This is a genomic window from Aquirufa sp. TARAVU-A1A, assembly GCF_054558675.1.
This window is the reverse complement of sequence record NZ_JBPXKP010000004.1, coordinates 244,129-268,188: the sequence shown is the minus strand read 5'-3', so window position 1 is coordinate 268,188 and position 24,060 is coordinate 244,129. Positions and strand designations below refer to the sequence as shown.

At 39.2% G+C, this 24,060-nt stretch carries 22 protein-coding genes; 8 read left to right on the top strand and 14 right to left on the bottom strand.

The window, feature by feature from the left end; genetic code table 11:
• Window positions 1-1,713 (top strand): IlvD/Edd family dehydratase, encoded by a 1,713-nt coding sequence (locus V7S75_RS07490; protein WP_459512735.1) that lies wholly within the window; start codon window positions 1-3, stop codon window positions 1,711-1,713.
• Window positions 1,713-2,465: an SDR family NAD(P)-dependent oxidoreductase gene (locus V7S75_RS07485; protein ID WP_459512733.1), complete on the top strand. Its 753-nt coding sequence runs from the start codon at window positions 1,713-1,715 to the stop codon at window positions 2,463-2,465. The genes V7S75_RS07490 and V7S75_RS07485 overlap by 1 nt, the downstream gene beginning before the upstream one ends.
• Here V7S75_RS07485 and V7S75_RS07480 read toward each other — a convergent pair.
• The 10 genes from V7S75_RS07480 to fucP all read right to left on the bottom strand — a co-directional run bounded on the left by V7S75_RS07480 (window position 2,462) and on the right by fucP (window position 11,846).
• On the bottom strand, window positions 2,462-3,520 hold the full coding sequence (locus tag V7S75_RS07480; RefSeq protein ID WP_459512731.1) for a dipeptidase: 1,059 nt from the start codon (window positions 3,518-3,520) through the stop codon (window positions 2,462-2,464). The two genes, V7S75_RS07485 and V7S75_RS07480, sit on opposite strands and share 4 nt — an antisense overlap.
• 1 nt (window position 3,521) lies before the next feature.
• Complete coding sequence (locus tag V7S75_RS07475) at window positions 3,522-4,577, bottom strand: alanine racemase (protein ID WP_459512730.1); 1,056 nt, start codon at window positions 4,575-4,577, stop codon at window positions 3,522-3,524.
• Window positions 4,574-5,353 carry an L-fucose dehydrogenase gene (locus tag V7S75_RS07470; protein WP_459512728.1) on the bottom strand — a complete coding sequence of 260 codons (780 nt, stop codon included), beginning with the start codon at window positions 5,351-5,353 and terminating at the stop codon, window positions 4,574-4,576. The genes V7S75_RS07475 and V7S75_RS07470 overlap by 4 nt, the downstream gene beginning before the upstream one ends.
• A 1-nt stretch (window position 5,354) precedes the next feature.
• Window positions 5,355-6,173 (bottom strand): amidohydrolase family protein, encoded by an 819-nt coding sequence (locus V7S75_RS07465; protein WP_459512726.1) that lies wholly within the window; start codon window positions 6,171-6,173, stop codon window positions 5,355-5,357.
• Entirely contained in the window at window positions 6,170-7,018 is an 849-nt protein-coding gene (locus tag V7S75_RS07460; RefSeq protein ID WP_459512724.1) for a fumarylacetoacetate hydrolase family protein, read from the bottom strand. Before V7S75_RS07460 ends, V7S75_RS07465 begins: the two co-directional genes overlap by 4 nt.
• Before the next feature lie 3 nt (window positions 7,019-7,021).
• Window positions 7,022-7,699 carry an SGNH/GDSL hydrolase family protein gene (locus V7S75_RS07455; RefSeq protein WP_459512722.1) on the bottom strand — a complete coding sequence of 226 codons (678 nt, stop codon included), beginning with the start codon at window positions 7,697-7,699 and terminating at the stop codon, window positions 7,022-7,024.
• A 4-nt stretch (window positions 7,700-7,703) separates the two neighbouring features.
• Window positions 7,704-8,441 carry an SDR family NAD(P)-dependent oxidoreductase gene (locus tag V7S75_RS07450; RefSeq protein WP_459512896.1) on the bottom strand — a complete coding sequence of 246 codons (738 nt, stop codon included), beginning with the start codon at window positions 8,439-8,441 and terminating at the stop codon, window positions 7,704-7,706.
• Between the two features lie 91 nt (window positions 8,442-8,532).
• Window positions 8,533-10,179 carry a UxaA family hydrolase gene (locus V7S75_RS07445; protein WP_459512720.1) on the bottom strand — a complete coding sequence of 549 codons (1,647 nt, stop codon included), beginning with the start codon at window positions 10,177-10,179 and terminating at the stop codon, window positions 8,533-8,535.
• Between the two features lies 1 nt (window position 10,180).
• A complete protein-coding gene (locus V7S75_RS07440; RefSeq protein WP_459512718.1) occupies window positions 10,181-10,519 on the bottom strand; it encodes an L-rhamnose mutarotase in 339 nt (112 codons plus the stop codon).
• Window positions 10,509-11,846 (bottom strand): L-fucose:H+ symporter permease, encoded by a 1,338-nt coding sequence (gene fucP, locus V7S75_RS07435; RefSeq protein WP_459512716.1) that lies wholly within the window; start codon window positions 11,844-11,846, stop codon window positions 10,509-10,511. The genes V7S75_RS07440 and fucP overlap by 11 nt, the downstream gene beginning before the upstream one ends.
• A gap of 92 nt (window positions 11,847-11,938) precedes the next feature.
• Here fucP and V7S75_RS07430 point away from each other — a divergent pair, with 92 nt between their 5' ends.
• Together V7S75_RS07430 and V7S75_RS07425 are read left to right on the top strand one after the other, a co-directional pair.
• Window positions 11,939-14,398: a M14 family zinc carboxypeptidase gene (locus tag V7S75_RS07430; protein ID WP_459512714.1), complete on the top strand. Its 2,460-nt coding sequence runs from the start codon at window positions 11,939-11,941 to the stop codon at window positions 14,396-14,398.
• Complete coding sequence (locus V7S75_RS07425) at window positions 14,373-15,818, top strand: alpha-L-fucosidase (protein ID WP_459512712.1); 1,446 nt, start codon at window positions 14,373-14,375, stop codon at window positions 15,816-15,818. Before V7S75_RS07430 ends, V7S75_RS07425 begins: the two co-directional genes overlap by 26 nt.
• Here the strand turns inward: V7S75_RS07425 and V7S75_RS07420 are convergent.
• The 4 genes from V7S75_RS07420 to ligA are packed head-to-tail and all read right to left on the bottom strand — an operon-like array spanning window position 15,784 to window position 19,422.
• Window positions 15,784-16,236 (bottom strand): hypothetical protein, encoded by a 453-nt coding sequence (locus tag V7S75_RS07420; protein WP_459512710.1) that lies wholly within the window; start codon window positions 16,234-16,236, stop codon window positions 15,784-15,786. The genes V7S75_RS07425 and V7S75_RS07420 overlap by 35 nt on opposite strands.
• On the bottom strand, window positions 16,217-16,519 hold the full coding sequence (locus V7S75_RS07415) for a Dabb family protein (RefSeq protein WP_459512708.1): 303 nt from the start codon (window positions 16,517-16,519) through the stop codon (window positions 16,217-16,219). Before V7S75_RS07415 ends, V7S75_RS07420 begins: the two co-directional genes overlap by 20 nt.
• Window positions 16,519-17,418, bottom strand: a complete 900-nt coding sequence (gene dapA / locus V7S75_RS07410; RefSeq protein ID WP_459512706.1) for a 4-hydroxy-tetrahydrodipicolinate synthase — start codon at window positions 17,416-17,418, stop codon at window positions 16,519-16,521. Before dapA ends, V7S75_RS07415 begins: the two co-directional genes overlap by 1 nt.
• 3 nt (window positions 17,419-17,421) lie before the next feature.
• Complete coding sequence (gene ligA, locus V7S75_RS07405) at window positions 17,422-19,422, bottom strand: NAD-dependent DNA ligase LigA (protein WP_459512704.1); 2,001 nt, start codon at window positions 19,420-19,422, stop codon at window positions 17,422-17,424.
• Between the two features lie 79 nt (window positions 19,423-19,501).
• On the opposite strand from ligA, the gene rpe reads away from it, so the two are divergent.
• Genes rpe through V7S75_RS07385 form a run of 4 tightly spaced genes read left to right on the top strand, consistent with a single transcriptional unit; the run spans window position 19,502 to window position 24,054 of the window.
• On the top strand, window positions 19,502-20,158 hold the full coding sequence (gene rpe / locus V7S75_RS07400; RefSeq protein ID WP_459512703.1) for a ribulose-phosphate 3-epimerase: 657 nt from the start codon (window positions 19,502-19,504) through the stop codon (window positions 20,156-20,158).
• A 4-nt stretch (window positions 20,159-20,162) separates the two neighbouring features.
• Window positions 20,163-22,184, top strand: a complete 2,022-nt coding sequence (locus V7S75_RS07395; RefSeq protein ID WP_459512701.1) for an OmpA family protein — start codon at window positions 20,163-20,165, stop codon at window positions 22,182-22,184.
• A complete protein-coding gene (locus tag V7S75_RS07390; RefSeq protein ID WP_459512699.1) occupies window positions 22,181-23,305 on the top strand; it encodes an acyltransferase family protein in 1,125 nt (374 codons plus the stop codon). Before V7S75_RS07395 ends, V7S75_RS07390 begins: the two co-directional genes overlap by 4 nt.
• On the top strand, window positions 23,305-24,054 hold the full coding sequence (locus V7S75_RS07385) for a glycosyltransferase family 2 protein (RefSeq protein WP_459512697.1): 750 nt from the start codon (window positions 23,305-23,307) through the stop codon (window positions 24,052-24,054). The genes V7S75_RS07390 and V7S75_RS07385 overlap by 1 nt, the downstream gene beginning before the upstream one ends.
• Window positions 24,055-24,060: the final 6 nt, after the last annotated feature.

Below are 24,060 nucleotides of genomic sequence, written 5' to 3'. Positions count from 1 at the left end.
ATGAAACCGAATTTACGCTCCCAACAATGGTTTGGAAAAACTGGCAAGGATGGCTTTATTTACCGTGCTTGGATGAAAAATCAAGGTATTCCTGATGATTATTTTCAAGGGAAACCTGTCATTGGGATCTGTAATACATGGTCAGAATTAACTCCTTGTAATGCGCATTTTCGTGAATTAGCTGAATTTGTTAAAAAGGGAATTATTGAAGCTGGTGGTTTCCCTGTAGAATTTCCTGTGATGTCCTTGGGTGAAACTTTGATTAAACCCACGGCGATGTTATATCGAAATTTGGCGAGTATGGATGTGGAGGAATCCATTCGTGCCAATCCGATTGATGGTGTGGTATTAATGTGTGGTTGTGACAAGACGACACCTTCCCTTGTGATGGGCGCTTGCAGTGTGGATTTACCTACTTTGGTTATATCGGGAGGACCTATGATGAAGGGTAAATTCAAAGGTAAAGAAATTGGGACTTCGGATGTTTGGCGTTTCGCAGAAGCATATAAATTAGGGGAACTATCTCAAAAGGAATTTATAGAAGCGGAAGCTTGTATGGCGCGTACGCCAGGACATTGTGCCGTGATGGGAACTGCATCTACTATGGCTACCATGGTTGAAGCTTTGGGCTTAAGTTTACCTCAAAATGCAGCCATTCCTGCTGCTGATGTTCGGCGAAAAGTGTTAGCTCAACATTCCGGTCGGCGTATTGTCGAGATGGTCAATGAGGATTTGAAAATGTCGAAAGTATTGACCCGACAGGCTTTTGAGAATGCGATTCGTGTGAATGCGGCAACGGGAGGTTCGACCAATTTTGTTATACACTTATTAGCGATTGCGGGTCGGATTGGTGTTGATTTGCATTTAGATGATTTTGATAAGTTCTCTTTGAATATTCCTTTATTAGCGAATATTCAGCCTTCTGGGGCTCATTTCATGGAGGATTTATATTATGCAGGAGGTTTGCCGGCATTGATGAATCAAATGAAAGCGCATTTGCATACATCGAGTATTACCGTCAATGGCAAAACGGTGGGTGAAAATATCGCAGATACACCTATCTATGATCCGAGCATTATCTCAAGTTTTGATGAGCCTTTCAAACCGGATTCGGGAATAGCTGTTGTTCGTGGAAATTTAGCACCTCAAGGCGCCGTATTGAAACCTTCTGCTGCTTCTCCGGAGTTATTTAAGCACCGTGGTAAAGCTGTCGTGTTTGAAAATATAGAAGATTATCATGCACGCATTGATTCGCCAGAATTAGATATCGATGAGACCTCTGTGATGGTATTGAAAAATGTAGGTCCTAAAGGATACCCGGGTATGGCGGAAGTTGGAAATATGGGAATCCCTAAGAAACTATTGGAAAAGGGGGTGAAGGACATGGTTCGTATTTCGGATGGTCGGATGAGTGGAACCGGTTTTGGTACGGTCATATTGCATATTTCTCCAGAATCAGCTGCAGGAGGCCCCTTGAATTGGGTTCAGAATGGTGATTACATCGCGTTGGACGTGGAAAATCGTTCCATTAATTGGGAAGTAAGCGAAGTGGAATTAGCTGCTCGTAAATTAGCGCATCCGTTTGTTCCCCCTTCTATGCCGCGTGGTTATGTAGGTTTATTTATTGATCATGTGGAGCAAGCGGATCAGGGTGCTGATTTTGATTTCTTAAAAGGTGGTTCTGGTTCTGTAGTAACTCGAGATTCTCACTAATGAAAAAGTATATAGTCACAGGTGCTGGCCAAGGAATTGGTTTTGAACTGGTCAAACAATTGTTGGGCCAAGGGCATTTTGTGATATGGAACGAGATAGATTCAGTCGTTTTTGAGCAAGCTTCTCAGGAATTGAATAAACATGGATTGCGTCAGTTTATCGGAATCCATGCGGATGCTGCTTCTGAGCAATTCAGAGCTGAATTAGTGAAGGTTTTGGATTCCAGTCCGGGTGATTTAGCGGGTGTCGTTTGTAATGCGGGAATTACGACCTTTGGTGATTTTTGGAGCTATTCCAAAGAATCGATGGACCAGATTTTACATGTGAATATTTCGGGTACTTTCTTTTTGATTCAATTAGTGGCTCGTTATTTAAAGGAGCATCAATTTCCCGGATCAATTGTTGTAATGTCGTCGGTTACGGGCCATCAGGCTCATCCCGATTTAGCGGCATATGGCATGACAAAAGCCGCACTAAATCAATTGGTTCAGAATTTAGTCATTGATTTGTCACCTTTTCAGATTCGGATTAATGCTATTTCACCGGGCGCCACGATTACGGAACGAACCTTGCAAAACGAAGAATATCAATCCGATTGGGCTGAAATTACGCCTTTAGGTAAGGCGGCTGATGTTTCCGATATTGCTGCTTCTACCTTATTCTTTTTATCCGATCAAGCCAAACACATTACTGGCCAAACACTTGTTGTGGATGGTGGATGGACTTCCGTTAGTCCTGCTCCTAGGCACTAGGCCCAAGCTTTTTCTAAGAAATTCAACCAGTTTTGGTGGCAGATTTTTTTGATATCATCTGAGCTAAATCCGCGTTTCAGCAATATATCCGGGATTTTTTGTAAGTCAGCAATGGTCTCAATATCCGACGGACATTGTTCCTTTCCAAATCCTCCATCTAAATCGGTTCCTAATCCCACATGATCTGTATTTCCTGCTAACTCACAAATATGGGTCAAATGATCGATCATGGTATTCAAGGTAACTCCCATAGATTGTGGTGTTGATTTTCCACGCTCCCAATTTGGCACCATCATCCAGGCGTCCATGGGCATGCCGATGACCGCGCCACGTGAAATGAGTAATTTAAATTGCTCGTCGGTGAATTGCCGATTGTGATCTACAAGGGCTCTGCAGTTATGATGACTTGCCCAGACATGTCCATGGAAATGTTCCATGGCTTCCTCAAAGCTATCATCACAGAGATGTGTGGCGTCTAAAATGATATTCAATTCCTCCATTTTACGCAATAAATCGCGTCCCATAGGTCCCAATCCTCCCGTTGCATTCGTTCCTTGTGCATATCGACCTGGTCCATAATGAGCGGGTCCCAAAGCGCGCAGACCTGATTCATGCGCAATTTCTAAATATTCGATGGATACAATGGAATCTGCCCCTTCTAGACTTAGGATATAACCGATGGTTTGTTGGTCTGTTGGCCAAACGGCTAGATGGTCATATAATTCAGGAAGATTCCGAATGGGACGTAGATCTCCACTCTTTTCCAATGCTTTGTAATAAGCTAATTGGCCTTGGGTTTGGGCCCAGGCTTGTTCGGGAGAATGCCAACCAGGTAGTGAATTTCCTTTGGCTACATACCGCGCTATCTGGGTTGCCACAACTAATCCGATGTTTCCTTTTCGTAATTCTTCTAAGGATACCGTGGCAAGTCCTCGGTCTGGTTTATCTGTCAAATGTTGCTCGCGCGCATTTATTTCTTGAATGGAAGAACGTAAATCACGATTCCACTCGAGCGCATTCATGCTTAAATCTAAATGGGCGTCTACAATAAACATCTTATATCGTTATTTTTCGGTCACGTGCCACTACTTTCCAAATGCTTCCATCTCCCACTTGTAAATACTGATGTAATGCAACCGTAGGACAAATGTGGTAGGGATACATTCGAATGACGTCGCCAATGCTTATTGATGAACTATCGCCTACTTCCACAATGCCATGTTCTTCGCTTTGGCTCAACAGTTTCCATTCCGGGTGATCGATAAATTGTAATCGATTATCGATGCCGTTTTCAGGGGCTACTGATTTATGGCCAACATCTATTGAGATTGTATGGTCTGTTGGGATTGAAATAACACGTCCAATCACCTGAACGGCTAATTCAAGGCTATTGGAAGGATATAATTTTGCATATCCCGTATCAAAAAACACAAAAGTACCAGGACTGCAGACATAGTTAGGATTGGAATGATGCACTAAGAAGCTTGGCGTTCCACCTACTACAAGTTCTAAATCTTTCCGGACTTGAGGCAATAGAGAATAAAATGATTGAAAATCCTGCTCGACATGTTTTTGACGTTCTTCGATTTGCACATCACGAATATGGCCATCATAGGCATGTAATCCTGACAAAATCAAATTTGGTAATTCCTCGATGAGTTCAATCAAGGGTAAAGAATCTTCCGATTTAATTCCTGTGCGATTCATACCCATGTTCAAGTCGACAAATACACGTTGCTTGTTTGAAACTTTGTTTAAAGCGTGTGCCGCTTGGGCATCATCGAGTAAACAAGCAAAGGATGTTTTGGGGTATTTATTCTGAAGTTCAATAAAACGAGGCAATGTGGTACCTGTGGGTTGCATGGACAAAAGCACATCAGGTGCTTCATCTAAGGCAAGTAATTCACATTCTGCAATGGTCGCAGCTTTAAATTTGGTGATTCCAGCTGCCAAAAGTAATTGATTTACCTCACGCGTTTTATGCGTTTTGATATGAGGTCTTAATCTTGAAGGATTATTATCTACTTGATTAAGAACCCATTGAATGTTTTTCTTGACAATCTCAGGATTCACGAGTAGTCCAGGACTTTCGATGTTGGTGAAGTTGATCATAATGCTCGGTCTAGATGAACATAACCGCCATCTACGTGGATGAGTTGGCCAGTTGTATGACTTGATTTGGGTGATAATAAAAAGGCAACCATCGCTCCTATTTCGTCAGCCGTAGTCATGCGATTTCCCAAAGGAATTTTTGCCTCAATTTCTTTTAGTTTTGCTTCTGGATTTTCAAGTGTTTGAATCCATTTCTCATAAAGTGGCGTGTAGCACTCTGCTACAATAACAGCATTAACTCGAATGTTGTGGGGCAATAATTCCACGGCCCATTCACGAGTAAGCGCATTCCGACCGCCGTTAGCCGCCGCATAAGCAGAAGTTCCGCCTTGTCCCGTTTCAGCTGTTTTTGATCCGATGTTAACAATCGCTCCTTTGGTTTTAATCAAATGCGGCAAACATGCTTGTGCCAATAAATAATAATGAATCAAGTTGGCATGCAAGGACTGCATAAACTTTTCATAGCTTCCATTGGCAAGACCTACCCCATCATTTACCCCTGCATTATTGACTAATCCGTCGATTCGGCCAAACATATTCACGATTTCTGCAACGACACGCGTACACTCTTCGGGTTGGGTAAGTTCTGCAACAAATGAAAAGGCTTGTCCACCCGTGGCTTGAATGATATCGATGCATGCTTGATTATCAGCCGCGTTCCGACCAACTATCGCTACCATGGCTGATTCTAAACCAAGTGCTTGACTAATTCCAGCACCGATACCTTTGGCTCCCCCTGTAACAATAATAACCTTTTCTTTGAGTCCTAAATTCATATTAGTCTAATGCGTAGAAGTTTTTACAATTATGTTCATTGATTTTTGCTCGTTCATTGTTACTTAATGCGGCAATACTGGTTTGATAAACTTCTATCCATTCGTCTAATTCGCCAGCTACTTTTACTACGGGATAGTCCGTTCCAAATAGTAGGCGGTCAGTTCCAAATACCTCTAAAGCCACATCAATCACTTCTTTGATTTGCGCGGGTTTCCACGATTTCCAATCAGCCTCCGTAATTAAACCCGATATTTTCGCTGAAACATGTTCAAACTCTTTGAAAGCCTGAATATCTTGCAACCATTGTTGAATGTTTCCCGACTTAATCGGTGGTTTAGCTAAATGGTCCAAGACGATTTTTTGTTCCAATCCTTGGCAAAATGTTATTCCTGCTGCTAATTGATGGGGCAAAATCAGCAAGTCATAGGTATAATCGAAGGCTTCTAATGCTCGAACGCCACGCTTAAATGCTGCACCTTGTAGAAATTCCGGATCTTTTTCCCCTTGAACAATATGTCTAAAGCCTTTCAGCGATTCGAATTGCGAAAAGTAACTTAAACGGTCTTCTATGTTTGCTTGTTGGAGATCTACCCAACCCACCACGCCTTGAATGAAGTCGGATTGTTCGGCTAATGCCAACAAAAACAAGGTTTCTTCTTCGGAGGATGATGCTTGTACCGCAATACAACTTTCAATTCCCTTGGATTTAAATAGCGTTTCATTGGGATAATAATCGTTTTGAATCACCGCCATATCAGCAGTTATCCAAGTATCCCTTTCCGCATCATAATTCCAAAAGTGTTGGTGTGAATCAATCATGATGAATAGGCAACTGCTGTTTGTTTTTGTTCACCCAAACCCTTCATTCCTAAAGTTACCACATCACCTGCTTTCAAGTAAATAGGAGGTTTAAAGCCTAATCCCACGCCATGAGGCGTACCTGTTGATATGACATCGCCTGGTAACAAGGTCATGAACTGAGAAATATAGGATACGACTTGTGGGACATTGAAAATCAATTGGTCGGTATTCGATGTTTGAAAGCGTTTTCCGTTTACATCTAACCACATGGAAAGATTATGCACATCGGCAATTTCATCCTTTGTAACTAATACAGGCCCTAAAGGAGCAAAAGTATCACAACCTTTACCTTTTGACCAGTTACCCCCACGTTCTAATTGGTATTCTCGTTCAGAATAATCATTGTGTAAGCAATATCCTGCTACGTAATCATAGGCTTCAGCTTCTGAAACATATTGTGCTTTTTTACCAATGACAATGGCTAATTCCACTTCCCAATCCGTCTTTTCGGAACCTTTGGGTATGATTACGTTATCATTTGGTCCACAAAGAGCCGTTGTACTTTTGAAGAAAAGGATAGGTTCTTGAGGGATCTCAGCTCCTGTTTCGCGGGCATGATCAGCATAATTAAGTCCTACGCAAATGATTTTGGAAGGACGAGCTACACATGAACCAATTCGTGAAGGATTTTTGATTTCAGGTAAATCTTTGGTTGCAAGGATATGGGCCAATTTTCCTAAACCATCTGCAGCAAAAAATGCTTCATTATAATCACTGATGTGTTCTGAAACATCCAAATAGCGGCCATCGATTAATACGGCCGGTTTTTCTTGTTCAAAAGCACCTATTCTAACTAATTGCATGGATTATAAAGATTTAATGGTTTCCCACATCGTTTCAGCTAAGAATTGATTTCCTGCCTCTGTTAAGTGAACACGATCAGTTGTTAAAATACCTGAAGCCTTGTTTTCGATGTTGTTTTTCTCTTCGTAAGTCAAAAATGCTTTGCGTAAATCGATCAATTTGCATTGATTATCCGAAGCAATTTTGCGAATGATATTTGAGTAAGCATTTAAGTCTCCATCGTTTTCGTTGGTTGCATCATACTTTTCTCCGATCACTGTAGGTGTGCAGATAACTACTTGAATATTAGCTTTTTGTAGGCGTTTAATTAAAGCGTTATAGAAGCGTTCAAACTTGTCGGCATCCGTTCCAGTTCTCGAAGTCGTTTTATGCCAAACATCGTTAATTCCCACATAAATGATCACGATATTGGGTTTCTTCGCAATTACATCATCTTCATGGCGAAGGTATAAATCATAGATTTTATTTCCCCCAATGCCGGCACCGATTAATTCATATTTACTCGCTAATCCTAATGTGCCTAACATTTCAGCCATCTTAGTGATATATCCGGTTTTACCTACACCAGCTTGTGTGATGGAATCGCCAAAAAATACGATACGCGTTGGGTTTTCTGCTGTTTTGAATGCACTTAGGCTCAAGCTTAGTAAAAGGATAATGCTTAAAATTTTCGATTTCATAGGTTTAGTTGTTTAAGTAAATGAATCCACCGTCAATAGGATAATCGCAACCTGTAATAAAGGAGGCTTCATCCGAACATAAATATAAGGCTAAATTAGCAATTTCAGAAGGCTGTGCCATACGGCCTAAGGGCTGCGTTTTGGATAACCTTTCAAACATTTCGGCTTGATTGTCAGGATAATTTTTGGCAATAAATCCATCCACAAAGGGTGTATGTACGCGACCAGGTGAAATGCAATTACACCGTATTCCTTTGTCAATGTAATCTTTTGCAACCGATTGCGTCATGGATTTGATAGCACCTTTTGTCATTGAATAGCCAAAACGATCCGGGATTCCTACGGATGCAGCCACGGAAGCCATGTTTAGAATGACACCTGATTGCTTTGTGACCATGGAGGGAATGAAGGCCAACATACAATGATAGGCTCCTTTTACATTCACGTCAAAAATTTTTTGAAAATCAGCAGGACTAGTTTTCTCCAGGCTTCCGATTTGGGGTATTCCGGCATTGTTGACCAAAATATCGATCGGTGAAATACGCGTAGCAATTTGTTCCACCACTTCGAAATCAGTAATATCTGCTTGGTGGTAATTGATTTTTGGCTTTGCGTCCTTTGGTAAAGATAAGTCTATGACATGTACCTCAGCGCCTTGTTGTTGGAACAAGGTAGCGATAGACTCCCCTATTCCGGAGCAGCCTCCCGTTACCACTACTTTTTTTCCTTTTAATGAGAATATCATTGTTTAATCAATTTAATAGACGCGAAGTATCGCGTCTCTACATTTTATTTAATCCAACGTCTAATGACTAAAGTCTAACGACTAACGTCTATAGTGATACCCCTCTTCTCCAGAACATAAAATCGTCCTGACCTAAATCCATCGCTTTTGTCGTGATTTCTCCAGAAGCTAATTGGATTATGTATTCCAAAACCTCCTCTCCCATTTCTTCTACAGACTTTTCTCCGCGAATGATGGGACCACAATCGATATCAATGATTTCGGGAAGTTTTTCAGCTAGCCGAGTATTAGTTGATAATTTTACCATCGGACTAATGGGATTACCTGTTGGAGTTCCTAATCCTGTCGTAAACAATTGGATCGTTGCTCCTGCCCCGGCCATTCCTGTTGTTGCCAGAACATCATTTCCGGGCGTACAAACTAAATTTAAGCCTGTTTTTGTTGCATATTGACCATAACCTAATGCATCAACAATGGGTGAGGATCCAGCTTTCTTCGCTGCACCTGCCGATTTAATCGCATCGGTAATTAATCCATCTTTGATATTTCCAGGAGATGGGTTCATATCAAAACCGGCGCCAACTGCAGCGGCACGTTTTGCATATTCGCGCATCATGAGACCGAAATTATTGGCTACCTCTGCATTCACAGAACGGTTCTGTAATTCTTGCTCAACGCCACAAAGTTCTGGGAATTCAGCGATCATGACCGTTCCACCTAAACCCACTAATAAATCAGCGGTATGACCGATGGCTGGATTGGCGGAAATGCCTGAAAAACCATCCGATCCTCCACATTTAACACCTAAACGCAAAGCAGATAAAGGTGCTGGTTTTCTAAATAATTTGTTGATTTCAATCAAACCTTCGAAGGTTTTTAAGACAACCTCATTTATGATTTTCTCCACGCCACTTCCTTCGTCTTGCTGTTGCTCAAAGAAATGTATGGGTTTATTGAAATTCGGATCTTTTTCGGATAATTTCTGTTTGAAAACCTCGATTTGAGAATGTTGGCAGCCTAAACTTAATATCGTGATTCCACCTACGTTTGGATTTACGCAATATCCAGCCAATAATGCACAGAGATTCATGGAATCATCTTTATTTTCTCCACATCCACTTTCGTGTGTTAAAAATTTGATGCCATCTACATTAGGGAACAAAGGGCTTTTGGAAATAATGGCGTCTGATGAGCTATCCCCTAATTGTAGCTTCTCTCCAGCTTCAAACTGTTTGCGCAAGGTAATAACCTGATTGGTCACCGAATCGTTTTTTTGAAAGCCAAGGCCTTGGATGAACGCATTCTTTAATAATTCAATGTTTCTATTTTCACAAAAAACGAGCGGAATTACTAACCAATAGTTTTGGGTACCCACTTGACCATCTGCACGATGATAGCCATTAAATGTTTTATTTTGGAATTTACTCACATCGGGACTTGACCATGTATATTCCTTTTGTTTACCCACAAAATCTTGCGAAGCATGGTGTAAATTAAAGGTATGGATTAAGCCCCCTTTAGGAATATCTTGACTCGCGTGTCCCACTAAAACGCCATACATATACGCATTACCATCTTTGGGAATGGCTTCCGTAGTGAATTTATGTTTGGCAGCAATGTCATCTTGTAAGATGATTTCATCACCAGCGTGCTGAATAACAGTTCCTTTTTTGAGGTCCTGTAGTGCTACGAGTAAATTATCTGTAGGGTTGATTTGTAAAAAAGTACTTGACATATTAATTAATTAAGCTAAAAATCCGTTTTGTTAATACCCATTTCTCATGAGGTTGGGATCCTGGTATGCGCTGTTGGTAATTATTCATTAGGCTTTCCCATGCTTGCACCGCTTCATTGTTATGATCTGCTTTCGATTTGGTATCAAATGAAAAAGTTTCATTCGCTATAATTTCCATGACCAAACGATTACCAAAGCGATAAATTTCCATGGATTCGATACCTGAATCTGTGATGCTTTTGGTTATTTCATCGGGTATTTGCTCGTGGTAAGCTTCATACTGCTGGATGGAAGCCTCTTCGTCCACTAAATCTAAAATTAAGATATACTTATGCTTCATCGGATCTTACACTTGAACCTTTGTATGCATAAAAAACAATGTATGCGAAGCATAGCAAAGGTATTGTTAAAGCAACATTGGTATTGATTTTAAACAAAGAAGCGGTGAATGGAGGAATAATTGCTCCTCCTACAATCGACATAATGATTAAGGAAGAGGCCAATTTTGATCCTTCGCCTAAATTTTTGCAGGATAATGCAAAGATGGTTGGGAACATAATCGATTGACAAAAATATACCAACATTATGGCCACAACTGCGGTTATTCCACCACCCAACATGGCGATAATTAATGAAATAACGGCTCCTATGGCATATAAGCCTAATATTTGATTGGACTTATATCGTCCCATCAGGAATGTACCTAAGAACCGACCTAATAAAAATAGAATAAATGCGAATGAGGCATGAAAACTGGCCATTTGGGTAGCCGACATCCCTGATGAAATATGATATATTTTTTCAACAATCCATAGGTTGGTATCTGGCGCATAATCAAGTTTCAAATCAACAAAATTGCCCCACAGAGTAACCTGAGCACCAATATTTAAAAATTGGGCAAGGATTCCCAATACTAAATGCTTATGCTTGAGAAGGTCTTTAATTTGCACATTTGAGGTCTGTTCTTTGGCGGATTTTAACTCAGGCATTTTTGTTAGTGCAAACAAAATAGCTACAAAAGTTACGACACAACCAATGATCAAATAAGGACTTTGAACGGATGCTGCATGGGCTGAACGAATGGCTTCAGATTCAGCTACTGGCATGGCTGCTAATACTTCCTTACTATATTCTTTATCAGAGAAAATAAAAAATCCTCCTATAACGGGGCCTAAAATGATACTCATTCCATTAAAAGATTGGGCAAAATTTAGGCGAAAATCTCCTTTTGCAGGATCACCCAATACGGTTACATATAAATTGGCAGCTGTTTCCAAAAAGGCTATGCCACTCGCAATCATAAATAAAGCAATCAGGAAAAATGAATATGATCTTACATCAGCCGCAGGATAAAAAAGGAAGGCTCCCGCAGCATACAAGACTAAGCCAAGTAGTATTCCCATTTTATAGCCATATTTTCGCATCACGATTCCCGCAGGTAAAGCCATAACAAAATAGCCCAAATAGAATGCTGTTTCAACGATATTGGCTTGCCAGCGTTGTAAATCCAGCGCCGTTTGAAATTGTTTGACTAATGTCCCATTTAAACTATTCGCAAGGCCCCAAAGGAAAAACAAACTTGTTACAAGTATTAAAGGAATGGTATAATTGGTTTTGCTGTCAGCCTTAACATGAACGGAGTTCTGATCTGATGATGGTAATGCCATGTGAATTAGTTTAATAGGTAAAGTCAAAAGTCCTTTCAATTTACCTTCTTTTTTCCTTAATTTTAAAACACTTAACAAACTAAATCTATTTCATGAAATTTCTTCTTTCCGTATTCGCTTGTCTTTTTTCTTTCATGGGTATGGCCCAACTAAAAAGTCCTGACGAATTCTTAGGATATCCGTTGGGAACCCGATTTACCTACCATTACCAATTAGTTGATTATTGCAAACATGTGGCCTCACAGCGTCCTTCTATGGCACGTTGGCAATCGTACGGAAAAACAAACGAAGGCCGGGAATTGGGTATTTTGACTTTAACAAATCCACATTTATTGGCCAATTTAAATGAGGTAAAATCTATTCACCAACAAGTTATTGAGGGCAAAAAGCAGCCGAGCAATGATTTGCCTGTTATCATTAATTTGTCATTCAATGTTCATGGAAACGAAGCGGCAGGTTCAGAAGCGGCCTTGGGTGCGATTTATGATTTGGTGAAAGAAGGTGGTCTTTTAATGAATTCAACCAAAGATTTTGTTGTCTTAATGGACCCTTGCATTAATCCGGATGGTCGGGATGCTTATGTAACTCAATATAATCGTCGGAATTTTACAGCGGGCGGAAATGCAGATCCAAATGACCAAGAGCATTTTGAAGGTGCTACATCGGGTAGATATAATCACTTTTCTTTTGATTTGAACCGGGATTGGGTTTGGCAGACACAAGTAGAGACGAAACAACGTTTAACCTTTTTTCAGTCTTGGTTGCCTATGTTACATGCCGATTTTCATGAACAAAGCTTTCAGCATTCCTACTATTTTCCACCGGCAGCTAAACCTTATTTGAAGTTTATTTCTAATTCAACTTTGGTATTGCAATCATCTGTAGGTCAGTCATTTGCTAAATTGTTTGATCAAAACAAATGGCCTTATTTTACCTCAGAAATTTATGATTTATTTTATCCAGGTTATGGCGATACTTATCCCGTATTAAATGGAGCTTTAGGAATGACTTTGGAACAAGGTGGTATTCGCGGGGGATTGCAGGCTCAAAAATCGAATGGGGATACGATACGTTTTGTTGATCGTGTGCGCCATCATCGTGCTTTAGCTGTCAATTTGGTGGAATGGTCGCTAAGTAATAATGAACAGGTAAAGGCAAGTTTCTATCAAAATCATGCGAATGCACGAAATACACCAACTAATCTTTACAAATCTTATGTAATACCTCAAGCTGAAATAGGTAAATCAGCAGAATTGATTCGTTTACTAAAATCCAACCGCATTCAAGTAAACCAATTAGATAAGGATGCTTCGTTTAATGCTTTCTCTTATCAAGATCAAAAAAATCAAGTTTATAAAGCAAGTGCAGGTGATTTGCTCATTTCAGCATATCAATCTGCGGCACCAATGGTTCAGGCTTTATTGGACCCTACTCCTGTTTTGGAAGATTCTTTGACGTATGATATTACTGCGTGGAATTTATTCCAACTGCACGGAATCCGTGCTTATGGGATCAAGGAGCGGCTGACTGGAGTTGATTACCAGGAAAGCAAAGTATCGAATCAAACGGTCGATGAAGCGCATGTCGCCTATGTGTTTCAATCAGATGCAAAATCAGTTCAATTTGTCAATACCTTGATTTCCAAAGGTTATTTAGTCGTATTTAATGATAAGCAAGTTCGCTTTGAAGGGGCTGATTATGCACCAGGTTCCCTTTGGGTCTTAAAGAAAAAAGGTAATTGGGAATCGCTAGCTGAAGCAGCAAATTTGGCGCATATTTCGTTGAAGGGTATTCGCTCGTATCGTTCTGAATCGGGAGCAGATTTAGGCTCAACGCATTTTGTTCAAGTGAAAAATTCACGCATTGCTGTTGTGGTCGATCCTAATTTTGATGTAAACCAACAAGGAGAATTAGCCTATCATTTGACGAAGAATATGTTGTTGAATCCTAGCTTTGTTCCGTTAGCACAGCTATTTCGTGCGAATTTAAATGATTATAGCCATATCATATTCCCTAATGGGAAGTCGGCAGAACTTGCAAAAAACCAACAAACCTTATTGGATGATTATGTAAAGAAAGGTGGACAAGTTATCCTTTTTGAAAAGGCTACTAGTTTCATTTCTGATAAGGAAATTACGCTTGTAGAGAAAGATCTGAAGGATAGTTTAGTGAATCAAACACCTTATGAAGATTCAGAGAGACATGAAATCTCTAAAACATTGACGGGTAATTTATTGATAGGCCAAGTTGAAAAATCACATCCTTTGGCCTTTGGTATCAATCAGGACCAAATAATTATTTTGAATCAAGCTGAACGATTGATAAAGCCACATACTCAATGGAAATCGATTGTCAAAACCAATAATTCCACTCAGATTTACGGATTTGTAGGTAATCAGGTGATGAAACAAGTGAATAATAGTCTTTGGATGGCTAATTACGGTTTAGGTGCTGGAAATTATATTTGGTTTGGATTTAACCCATTATTCCGTGCGATTCCAACGCAATCCATTAAACTTTTTGAAAATGCACTCCTATACCATGCGAATTAAACTTATCCTGATTTTGTTGGCTTGTGGATTCCAATATTCATTTAGTCAAACAATTAAGCCCGTCTACCCTATCCCGAGTGCAAAGCAGTTGGCTTGGCAAGAATTGTCCTATTATGGATTTGTTCATTTTAACATGAACACGTTTACGAATGTAGAATGGGGCGAAGGAAAAGAAGATCCTAAATTATTCAACCCAACTGCATTGGATTGTAATCAATGGGTTCGCATTGCAAAGGCTGCAGGCATGAAAGGTTTGATATTGACTGCTAAGCATCATGATGGTTTTGCACTTTATCCGTCAAAATATACAGACCACTCCGTTGTGAAATCACCATGGAAAAATGGGAAAGGTGATGTGGTTCGCGAATTATCCAATGCATGTAAACGCTATGGGTTAAAATTAGGGATTTATTTGTCACCTTGGGATCGTTTTCATCCAGCCTATGGAACAGATAATTACAATCAGGTATATGCCAATATGCAAAAAGAGCTCTTGACTCAATATGGTCCCATTTTTGAGTTTTGGTATGATGGTGCGAATGGTGAGGGCCCTAATGGGAAAAAGCAGGTATATGATTGGAAATTGTTTCATTCGATGGTCAATAAATACCAACCAAATGCTGTCCAGTTTTCAGATAATGGTCCCGATATTCGTTGGGTTGGGAATGAACGCGGTTATTCTTACGAAACGATGTGGTCCCCTATTAATAAGGATGAGATTTATCCGGGTTACCCTAAGTTTGACGACTACCGACAAGGGCAAGAAAATGGAAGCCATTGGGTTGCTCCTGAAGTGGATGTGAGTCTTAGACCAGGCTGGTATTATCATCCTGAACAAGATAAACAAGTTAAAAGTCCAGATTCCCTTATGCGAATTTACGTGGCCTCCGTTGGTCGCAATGCCAATTTATTAATTAATATTCCAGTTGATACCCGTGGATTAATTCATCCCAATGATTCAGCCGCTTTGATGGGTTTAAAATCGCTAATGAATACTGGCTTGAAAAGTCTGCGTAAAGAGGCGGACGGCATTCAGGTTTCTAGTGCTTTGAAGGGTTATGGGGCTGACAAATTATGCGATGTAAGTCTCCGTACTTTTTGGGCGGCTAATGTTTCGGATACGTCTCCTCGCCTTACATGGTCTTTAGCTGATTCTCGATTAGTTAACGCTATTCAAATGCAGGAACCCATTGCTTTAGGTCAGCGCGTCAAGCGTTTTGAAGTTAAATTGGTTGATCAAGATGGGAAAACTGAGGTTTTACTGGGTCATACGATTGGCAATAAGCGCATCTTGACTTTTAAAGCGCGTAAACTAAAAAGCATCCAAGTGGATTTCTTGGATGCTCGAGGACAAGTGCTCTTGTCAAATTTTGATTTGCTATATCTTATTTCAACACATAACGAATCGCTGTACCACTAAATGTATAGCCATTTGCGTCTTTTGTTGTGTAAACTTGATATTTGATATCCATTAAAGCTGAGGCACCTAGCTCTTCAGCTTTGGCTACCATTTTATCAAGGATTTCTTTTTTCTTGTTTTGGTGAATGCCTCTGTTGAGCATTTTACCATTTTGTGTTTGGTCAAGCGATAATGGAACTTCATCTGAAAAAGAAATAGGTTCGATCACGGCATAACTTTGTTTAGGCTGCTCATTGAAATAAAAGATATCAATCGCATACTTAACAGGAATTTCAAATCCCAAACCATCATGACGCTCCGTTCCTCCATCTTTGTAGTTGGGGCTATAGTACGTACTCGGTTGCACATGTTTAGAACAACTGAGTGCTGTACTCATCAGTAGGACTCCTACTGCGTATTTAGATGCTTTCTGAATCATAAATCAATACTTTATCCCAAAGTTCTTTGCAATCATCAATGAATTTTAAGTGAATAGGATGCGTTTGGTAAACATCGTGTCCAGCTTCTTCTTCGAAAGTGGTTAATAAACAATAATCGTATGAACGATCAATGACAGGACGATCTGTTTTAGCAGGTTTTCCTACGCTGAATACATCAACTGTTTCTACTTCTGCAAGTGAACTAACACCTGCTTCGAATTTTTGGATATCTGCTTCGGATAATCCCTTTTTTAACCAAAAGTTTACTACGTGTACGAACATTAGTTGGATAATTTAACTTGAGTAATAATTTCTTTTAACTTGTTGCCAAGTGCATCAGATCCTTCTGCTAATGGCATACGAACCTGACCTTGAATCATACCATGTAACGCAAGGATTTTCTTAACTCCTACTGGATTGCCTTCTTCATATAAGTAAGGATCAATGGTTAAGAAAGCAGCCAATGCTTTTTGAGCTGTTTTGTAGTCACCTGCCAAAGCCGCATGAATCATATCGGTGAATTGACGCGGAAATGCATTTGCAATCACAGACATAACACCTACTCCACCAATCGAAATAATTGGCACTGCTTGTACATCATCACCCGAAATCAATAAGAAGTCTTCCGGCTTATGAAAAGCGATTTCCATGCATTGTTCAATGATGCATGAAGCTTCTTTAATACCAATGATGTTTTGATGCTCGGCTAAAGTTAATACGGTTTCTGCCGACATATTAATTCCAGTTCTTCCAGGAATATTATACATAATGACAGGAACTGGACAAGCATCTGCAATAGCTTGATAATGTGCAATGACGCCACGCGCACTTGGTTTATTGTAATAGGGACAAACCGACAAGATTGCATCGATGCCTGAAAAATCAGTCTCTTTAATTTGCTTTAAAAGATTCTCGGTATTGTTTCCACCCAAGCCATAAACAATCGGCAGATTACGAGAATTGCTCGTTTGAATCGTTGAAACAATTTGTTTCTTCTCATCTGCTGTAGTCGTTGCAGATTCGCCAGTGGTTCCTTGAACAACAAGATAATCTACTCCACCTTGGCTGACATGCGCAATAAGTTTTTCTAATCCTTTCCAATCGATGGAACGATCTACCAACATCGGAGTTACTAATGCTGGAGCAACGCCATGAAATTTAGGTAATGGTTGTGATTGCATACATTATGAAAGAAGTGCTAAAAAGTCTTCTTCGCTTAGAATTTTGATATTTAATTGATTTGCCTTTTCCAATTTAGCAGGCCCCATGTTGTTGCCAGCCACTAAATAATCGAGTTTGGATGAGATACTGGAAACTACCTTTCCACCATTGGCTATAATTTTAGCCTTTAGCTCATCCCGTTCGAAGTTTTCAAAGACTCCCGAAATTACGAAACTTTTTCCGACTAAGGCCTGCCCTTCTAAGACTATTTCTTGGATTTCCTCGGATAATTGAATGTTTGAGGTCCGTAATTTTTCGATGAACTGCAAATTCTCGTCATCTTCAAAGAAAGCTCGAATACTCAAGGCAATTCGATCCCCTATTTCAGGTACGGCAATTAGTTCCTCATAAGTCGCATTTTGCAAATATTCAATGCGTGGAAAGGCAAATACAAGTTTTTCTGCAATGGTTGCTCCCACATGTCTTATTCCTATTCCGAATAGTACTTGTCGGAAAGGTACTTGTTTCGATTTTTCGATGGAGGTAAGGATGTTGGAAATGGATTTTTGTTGAAAACCCTCTAATCCAAAGAAACTTGCTTCGTTCAAGTCATATAGATCGGCAGCGTTGTGGATAATCCCTTTTTCAACTAATAAATCGATGGTTTCCGTCCCTAAATTTTCAATATTCAAGGCTTTTCGCTGAATAAAATGTTCGATTCTCCCTTTAATTTGAGGAGGGCAATGCGCGTCATTTATGCAATAATGATTCGCTTCACCTTCTTCGCGGATTAATGCTTGATTACAAGCTGGGCAAAGTGTAGGGAATTCGAATTTGGTCGCATTGGGTAATCGTTTGCTTGCATCTACCCCTGTGATTTTAGGGATAATCTCCCCTCCTTTTTCTATGAAAACCGTATCGTTTTCGTGTAGATCTAAGCGTTCCATTTCATTCGCATTGTGAATGGATGCACGCTTGATGACAGTGCCTGCTAAATAAACAGGGTGTAAATTAGCTACAGGAGTCACATTCCCTGTCCTTCCTACTTGGTAGGATACACTCTCTATTTTTGTATGCGCAATTTCAGAAGGATATTTGTATGCGATTGCCCACCTTGGTGATTTTGCCGTATATCCCAAACGTTCTTGTTGGCCTAAATCATTGATTTTTATGACAATACCATCCGTATTCAAGGGTAAATCATGACGTTTTTCCTCCCAATCTTCAATGTATTGGATAACCTCGTCTATGTTTCCACATTTTCGATAGGTATTGGAAACAGGAAATCCGTTTTTTTCCATTAACTGCAATCCTTCTTCATGCGTTTGAAATGGAATTTCATTCCCTAAATAGGCATACACAAAACAATCCATGTTTCGTTGGGCCACAATGCTCGAATCTTGCATTTTGAAAGTTCCAGATGCTGCATTTCGAGGATTGGCAAGGGGGGCTTCTCCTTTGGCTATTTTTTCTGCATTGATTTTTTCAAACGAACTGATCGGCATATATCCCTCTCCTCGTACTTCAAATGTTTTTGGAAAATCGTTTGAAGTGATATGTTGAGGTATACTGCGGATGGTCTTCACATTGTTTGTAATATCATCTCCACGAGTTCCGTCTCCCCTGGTTACGCCTTTGATTAATTTGCCATTTTCATACCAAAAAGATAGCGCTACCCCATCAAACTTTAACTCACACACATATTCGTATTTTTCATCTGCTAATACTTTTTGTATGCGCTCGTCAAAGTCCTTTAAATCTTGTTCATTATACGTATTTCCGAGCGAAAGCATGGGAAACTGATGCGTTACGGATTGGAATGTCTTTGTGATTGTTCCTCCCACATGTTGCGTAGGACTGTTAGGTAACGCGAATAATGGATTTTCAAATTCAAGCCTCTGAAGTTCGGCAAGTAGTTTGTCGAAGGCTTCATCTGTAATTAAACTCTCATTTAATTGATAATATGCATGATTATAGTGACTGATTTGATCCACCAAATCCTGCATCTTTTGTTGAATATCCATGTTCAATAAATTATCTTACAAAGTTAATCCTTATCTCATCAGAAATAAACCTTAGCAAATATTTTTATACCTTTGTCGAATGGAAAAATTAATCATCGCACCCTCAATTTTGGCAGCTGATTTTGCCAACTTAGCTCAAGAAACAAGTATGTTAAATGATTCTGCTGCGGCATGGATTCATATTGATGTGATGGATGGTGTATTTGTTCCTAATATTTCTTTTGGTTTTCCTGTTTTGGAGGCTATTCGTAAGCATACAACGAAATTCTTGGATTGTCATTTGATGATTGAAAAGCCGGAACGTTATATCGGTCAGTTTGCTGCCAGTGGGGCAAATATGATTACGGTACACGCTGAAGCATGTCCACATTTGCATCGTACAATTCAACAGATTAAGTCGGAAGGTTGTCTAGCTGGTGTTGCCATTAATCCAGGTACTCCAGTTTCAGTTTTGGAAGATGTGATTGGTGATTTAGATTTGGCATTAATTATGTCGGTTAATCCGGGATTTGGTGGCCAGAAGTTTATTTCGAATGCGATTCAAAAAACTACCAAATTAAAAGCGCTCATTGATTCTACAGGTAAAGAAATTTATTTGGAAATTGATGGTGGTGTTAACCAAATCAATGCAGGTGCGTTGATTCATGCGGGTGCCAATGTTTTGGTAGCAGGTAGCTTTGTCTTTGCTTCTGCTGATCCTAAAGCAACGATTCAAGACCTAGTTTCTTTGGCCTAATCCTATGCGTCAATTTACTTTAGTTGGTTTATTGCTATTGACGCTGTTTCAAGTAACAGCGCAATCTGTGCAATGGGCTTCCAAAGTAATGTCTTTTTCAAGTGAATATACAGATCCCTTATTAGGTAAGGAATATCGTGCTTTACATATTTTAGGTAGGCCGAGTAAATATCCAAAATTTGCAGCGACTCCGAGTGCTTGGCAATCGTTAACACCTGACAATCCTTCAGGAGAGTTTATTATTGTTTCTTTTGATACAGCTAAAGTAGTCAAACAAGTAGCGATTTTTGAAAATTTTGGAGCAGGTTCGATTACACGCGTTGATGCGTTGGATGAAAACAATAAACTGTTTTTGCTGAAAGAATTTTCCGCGGGTTATGCTCAAGCGAATGGACAGATAACAAGGATTCGTTTGTCTAGTCCAACATCATTTAAAGTGAAGTCGATTAAAATATCGTTGAATTCTTTACGTGTGCAAGGTTATTCGCAATTAGATGCCGTGGCCATTTCGGATGGTGATTCACCTATTGAAGATCGGATTAAATTGGAAGTAGATCCCAATGCCTATTTAGTCAAAGAAAATTTGGGTACGGCTATTAATTCTAAATTCAATGAAATTTGCCCTGTGGTTAGTCCTGACGGTAAAAAGCTCTATTTTACACGTTGGAAGCATCCCGATAATTTAGGACCAAATAAAAATCAAGACATCTGGGTTTCTAACTTAAATGATAAGAAACAATGGGAAAAAGCGACCCTCTTCCCTGCCCCAATCAACAACGATGAAAATAATGCCGTTTGTGGAATTTCTCCCAATGGCAAAACGATGTTATTGAATAATGTCTATGGGAAGGATGGACAAATGGAAAAAGGAGTTTCACTTTCCTTTTTATTGCGTATCGGCGAGTGGAGTTTTCCTAAACCCATTCGAATTCAGAATTTTAAAAACAAGTCAGAATATTCAGAATATACCTTAGCTCCCAATGGTAAAATACTATTAATGACGACTGAAATGAAAGATTCTTATGGTGGTAAGGATATTTATGTTTCATTTCTAAAATCTGACGATACGTGGACTGAACCTAAAAATATTGGATCGACAGTTAATACAGGAGAATCTGAAAGTACACCTTTTATTGCGCCAGACGGTCAAACCATGTATTTTTCATCCAGTGGACACGTGGGATATGGTAACAATGATATATTTCTTACGCGTAGATTAGATGATACTTGGCTAAATTGGTCTGTTCCAGAAAATGTGGGTCCTGTAGTCAATACGAATCAATGGGATGGATATTTTACTGTTTCAGCGCAAGGGGATTATGCTTATTTTAGTTCAGTTGAAAATTCCATGGGTGCCGAGGATATTTATCGGATTAAAATTCCTGAAAAAGTAAAACCCCAAACACTCGTACAGGTCTCAGGTCAAGTGATTAATCAGTTAAGTAAATTAGCTATTCCAGCCAAAATACTCGTAAAGTCTAGGGTTTCAGCTGATACCATGCAAATTGATTATGATCCTTATTTAGGAGATTTCAGTTTCATGTGGCCAACTAAAAAGCCATTCTTTATGGAAATAAAGGCGAAAGGATTTGTTCCTCGTCGGGAGAATTTTGATTTTAGAGATCAAAATAAATACACGGAATCTGTTCAATTACTTGGTTTAGTACCTATTGAAATGAATAAGCAATATAAGGTACCTAACCTGGCATTTATTCAAAGTAAGTCTGAAATATCGAAAGAATCCTTCCCTGCTTTAGATGAAATAGTTATGATTTTGCAGGATAATGAAGGATTACATGTTTTAGTGGAAGGACATACGGATAATCAAGGGGATTGGGATGAAAATTTAAAGCTTTCATTGGAACGAGCCAACCAAGTCAAAACTTATTTAACTTCCCATGGAATCTCCGCGAATCGAATCGATACAAAAGGATGGGGTGGCACAAAACCTTTGAATACAAGCACTTTAGAAGAGAAGCGTCGATTAAACCGGCGTGTTGAATTTAGTTTTTATGTAGTACAATGACGGAGCATAAATCAGTCTATTTTGAACAATTGAATGGCATTCGCTTCATCGCGGTGTTGTTGGTGTTATTTGATCATTGGCTAATTCCAATTAATCCGTTTTCCTTTTTGGGTCATTTAGGAGTTGTTATTTTCTTTGTCTTGAGTGGTTTTTTAATCACACGAATATTGTTTCAGAATGCTGATGACTGCCGTTTAAATCATTCTTCTGTTTTCGTGAAAATTGTCCGATTCATGTATCGGAGGTCTTTGCGTATTTTCCCTATCTACTTTCTATTATTACTGATTGGCGCGCTGTTTTCTTTGTCTAATTTCCGCAACTTGTGGCCCTACCTTGTATTTTATTTGCCTAATTTTTACATTATGTCTAAGGGAACATGGCTAGGTATTTGGGATCATCTTTGGTCATTAGCCGTGGAAGAGCAGTATTACCTCATTTTTCCCTATTTTATCTTATTACTAGCTCCGCGCAGGTATTCGCTATTGTTTATTTTGATGCTTTTGATAGGACTGGGAACGCGATTAGGTTTTTATGCATTAGCGAATCCAGCGATTCAAGAGCAAAATTGGATGTGGTGGTATGTTAATCCATTTGCTGCATTGGATTGCTTTGGCTTAGGAGGAGTATTGGCATATCTTTTTCATTATAAGTCGAGTTATTTTCATTCGTTTAAGTACTTACAAGTGGGATTATTCGTTAGTGTTCTAACCTATATAATCATTTTGAATTTAGCTAAGTTTTCTCCTTTGTCTCATGCGAATATTTATTCCATAGTATTTGAGCGCTTTGCTGGAGCATTGTTGGCCTTCTTTTTAATTGCTTTATCCATCCGAAAAGAACCTTGGTTTTTGAGGTCATTTTTGCAGGTAAAATGGGTTTCCTATTTGGGTCAAATCTCATATGGAATTTATCTTTATCATAATTTGGTCATGAATTATTACCATGATAAAGGAAATACGATTTGGTATTATTTAAATTCTCATCTACCTGATTTTCATTTAGAATTAGTTAATTTTACACTTTATAAATTTTTCATCAGTGCGGTTCTGGTGATTGGCTTGTCAAGTTTATCCTGGTTCCTGATAGAAAAACCTATCAACAAATATAAAAATCGTATATAATGCAAAATGAGTTAGATTTAGTCGTTGTGATTCCTGCATATAATGAGGAAGCTTGTATACGTGACGTAGTGCCCAATTGGATTGAGGGGATCTCAAAAACCATTGCACCAGATCGGTTCAAATTATTAATTATTAACGATGGTTCACGCGATAATACAGGTGCTATATTGGATGAATTAACGGGTTCATACCCTAATCTAATAGCGAAGCATCAGTTGAACGGTGGTCATGGTAATGCTATTTATAATGGCTACCAAATGGCAGTGGATATGAATCCAGCATTCGTATTTCAAACAGATTCTGATGATCAGTTTGATCCACGTGATTTTCATAAATTTTGGGAGAAAAGAAATGAATCTGATTTTGTTTTAGGCTTCCGTGAAGTTCGTCACGATGATCCATTCCGTTTATTGATTACGCGTATTTTGAAATTCTCTTTGTTATTCATTTACGGTACTTATATTCATGATGCGAATATTCCATTCCGTTTAATTCGTACAAGCTTTTTAAAGAAATTAATTGCGGCATTACCTAAGCAAGTTCCTTTTGCTCCCAATATTTTCCTTTCCGTATTGGCTAAAAAATCTGGTCAAACCTTATTTGATATTCCTGTATTGCATAAAGAGCGTGAAACAGGGGAAGTTTCCATTCGTCACATGAAACTTCTGAAGGTTTGTTGGCAAAGTTTTAAAGAACTCAGCACATTCCGATTCGCGTTGAATCGTATGGTGAAGGAGATTAAAAAATAATAAAAA

Coding starts and splice junctions, on each gene's coding strand:
- V7S75_RS07415 (WP_459512708.1), bottom strand. CDS start 16,519: ATGTTCGTACACGTAGTAAACTTTTGGTTAAAAAAGGGATTATCCGAA.
- V7S75_RS07490 (WP_459512735.1), top strand. CDS start 1: ATGAAACCGAATTTACGCTCCCAACAATGGTTTGGAAAAACTGGCAAG.
- ligA (WP_459512704.1), bottom strand. CDS start 19,422: ATGGATATTCAACAAAAGATGCAGGATTTGGTGGATCAAATCAGTCAC.
- V7S75_RS07420 (WP_459512710.1), bottom strand. CDS start 16,236: ATGATTCAGAAAGCATCTAAATACGCAGTAGGAGTCCTACTGATGAGT.
- V7S75_RS07480 (WP_459512731.1), bottom strand. CDS start 3,520: ATGTTTATTGTAGACGCCCATTTAGATTTAAGCATGAATGCGCTCGAG.
- dapA (WP_459512706.1), bottom strand. CDS start 17,418: ATGCAATCACAACCATTACCTAAATTTCATGGCGTTGCTCCAGCATTA.
- V7S75_RS07395 (WP_459512701.1), top strand. CDS start 20,163: ATGCGTCAATTTACTTTAGTTGGTTTATTGCTATTGACGCTGTTTCAA.
- V7S75_RS07460 (WP_459512724.1), bottom strand. CDS start 7,018: ATGCAATTAGTTAGAATAGGTGCTTTTGAACAAGAAAAACCGGCCGTA.
- V7S75_RS07445 (WP_459512720.1), bottom strand. CDS start 10,179: ATGTCAAGTACTTTTTTACAAATCAACCCTACAGATAATTTACTCGTA.
- V7S75_RS07385 (WP_459512697.1), top strand. CDS start 23,305: ATGCAAAATGAGTTAGATTTAGTCGTTGTGATTCCTGCATATAATGAG.
- V7S75_RS07470 (WP_459512728.1), bottom strand. CDS start 5,353: ATGAATTTAGGACTCAAAGAAAAGGTTATTATTGTTACAGGGGGAGCC.
- V7S75_RS07430 (WP_459512714.1), top strand. CDS start 11,939: ATGAAATTTCTTCTTTCCGTATTCGCTTGTCTTTTTTCTTTCATGGGT.
- V7S75_RS07425 (WP_459512712.1), top strand. CDS start 14,373: ATGCACTCCTATACCATGCGAATTAAACTTATCCTGATTTTGTTGGCT.
- rpe (WP_459512703.1), top strand. CDS start 19,502: ATGGAAAAATTAATCATCGCACCCTCAATTTTGGCAGCTGATTTTGCC.
- V7S75_RS07475 (WP_459512730.1), bottom strand. CDS start 4,577: ATGATCAACTTCACCAACATCGAAAGTCCTGGACTACTCGTGAATCCT.
- V7S75_RS07465 (WP_459512726.1), bottom strand. CDS start 6,173: ATGATTGATTCACACCAACACTTTTGGAATTATGATGCGGAAAGGGAT.
- V7S75_RS07390 (WP_459512699.1), top strand. CDS start 22,181: ATGACGGAGCATAAATCAGTCTATTTTGAACAATTGAATGGCATTCGC.
- fucP (WP_459512716.1), bottom strand. CDS start 11,846: ATGGCATTACCATCATCAGATCAGAACTCCGTTCATGTTAAGGCTGAC.
- V7S75_RS07455 (WP_459512722.1), bottom strand. CDS start 7,699: ATGAAATCGAAAATTTTAAGCATTATCCTTTTACTAAGCTTGAGCCTA.
- V7S75_RS07440 (WP_459512718.1), bottom strand. CDS start 10,519: ATGAAGCATAAGTATATCTTAATTTTAGATTTAGTGGACGAAGAGGCT.
- V7S75_RS07485 (WP_459512733.1), top strand. CDS start 1,713: ATGAAAAAGTATATAGTCACAGGTGCTGGCCAAGGAATTGGTTTTGAA.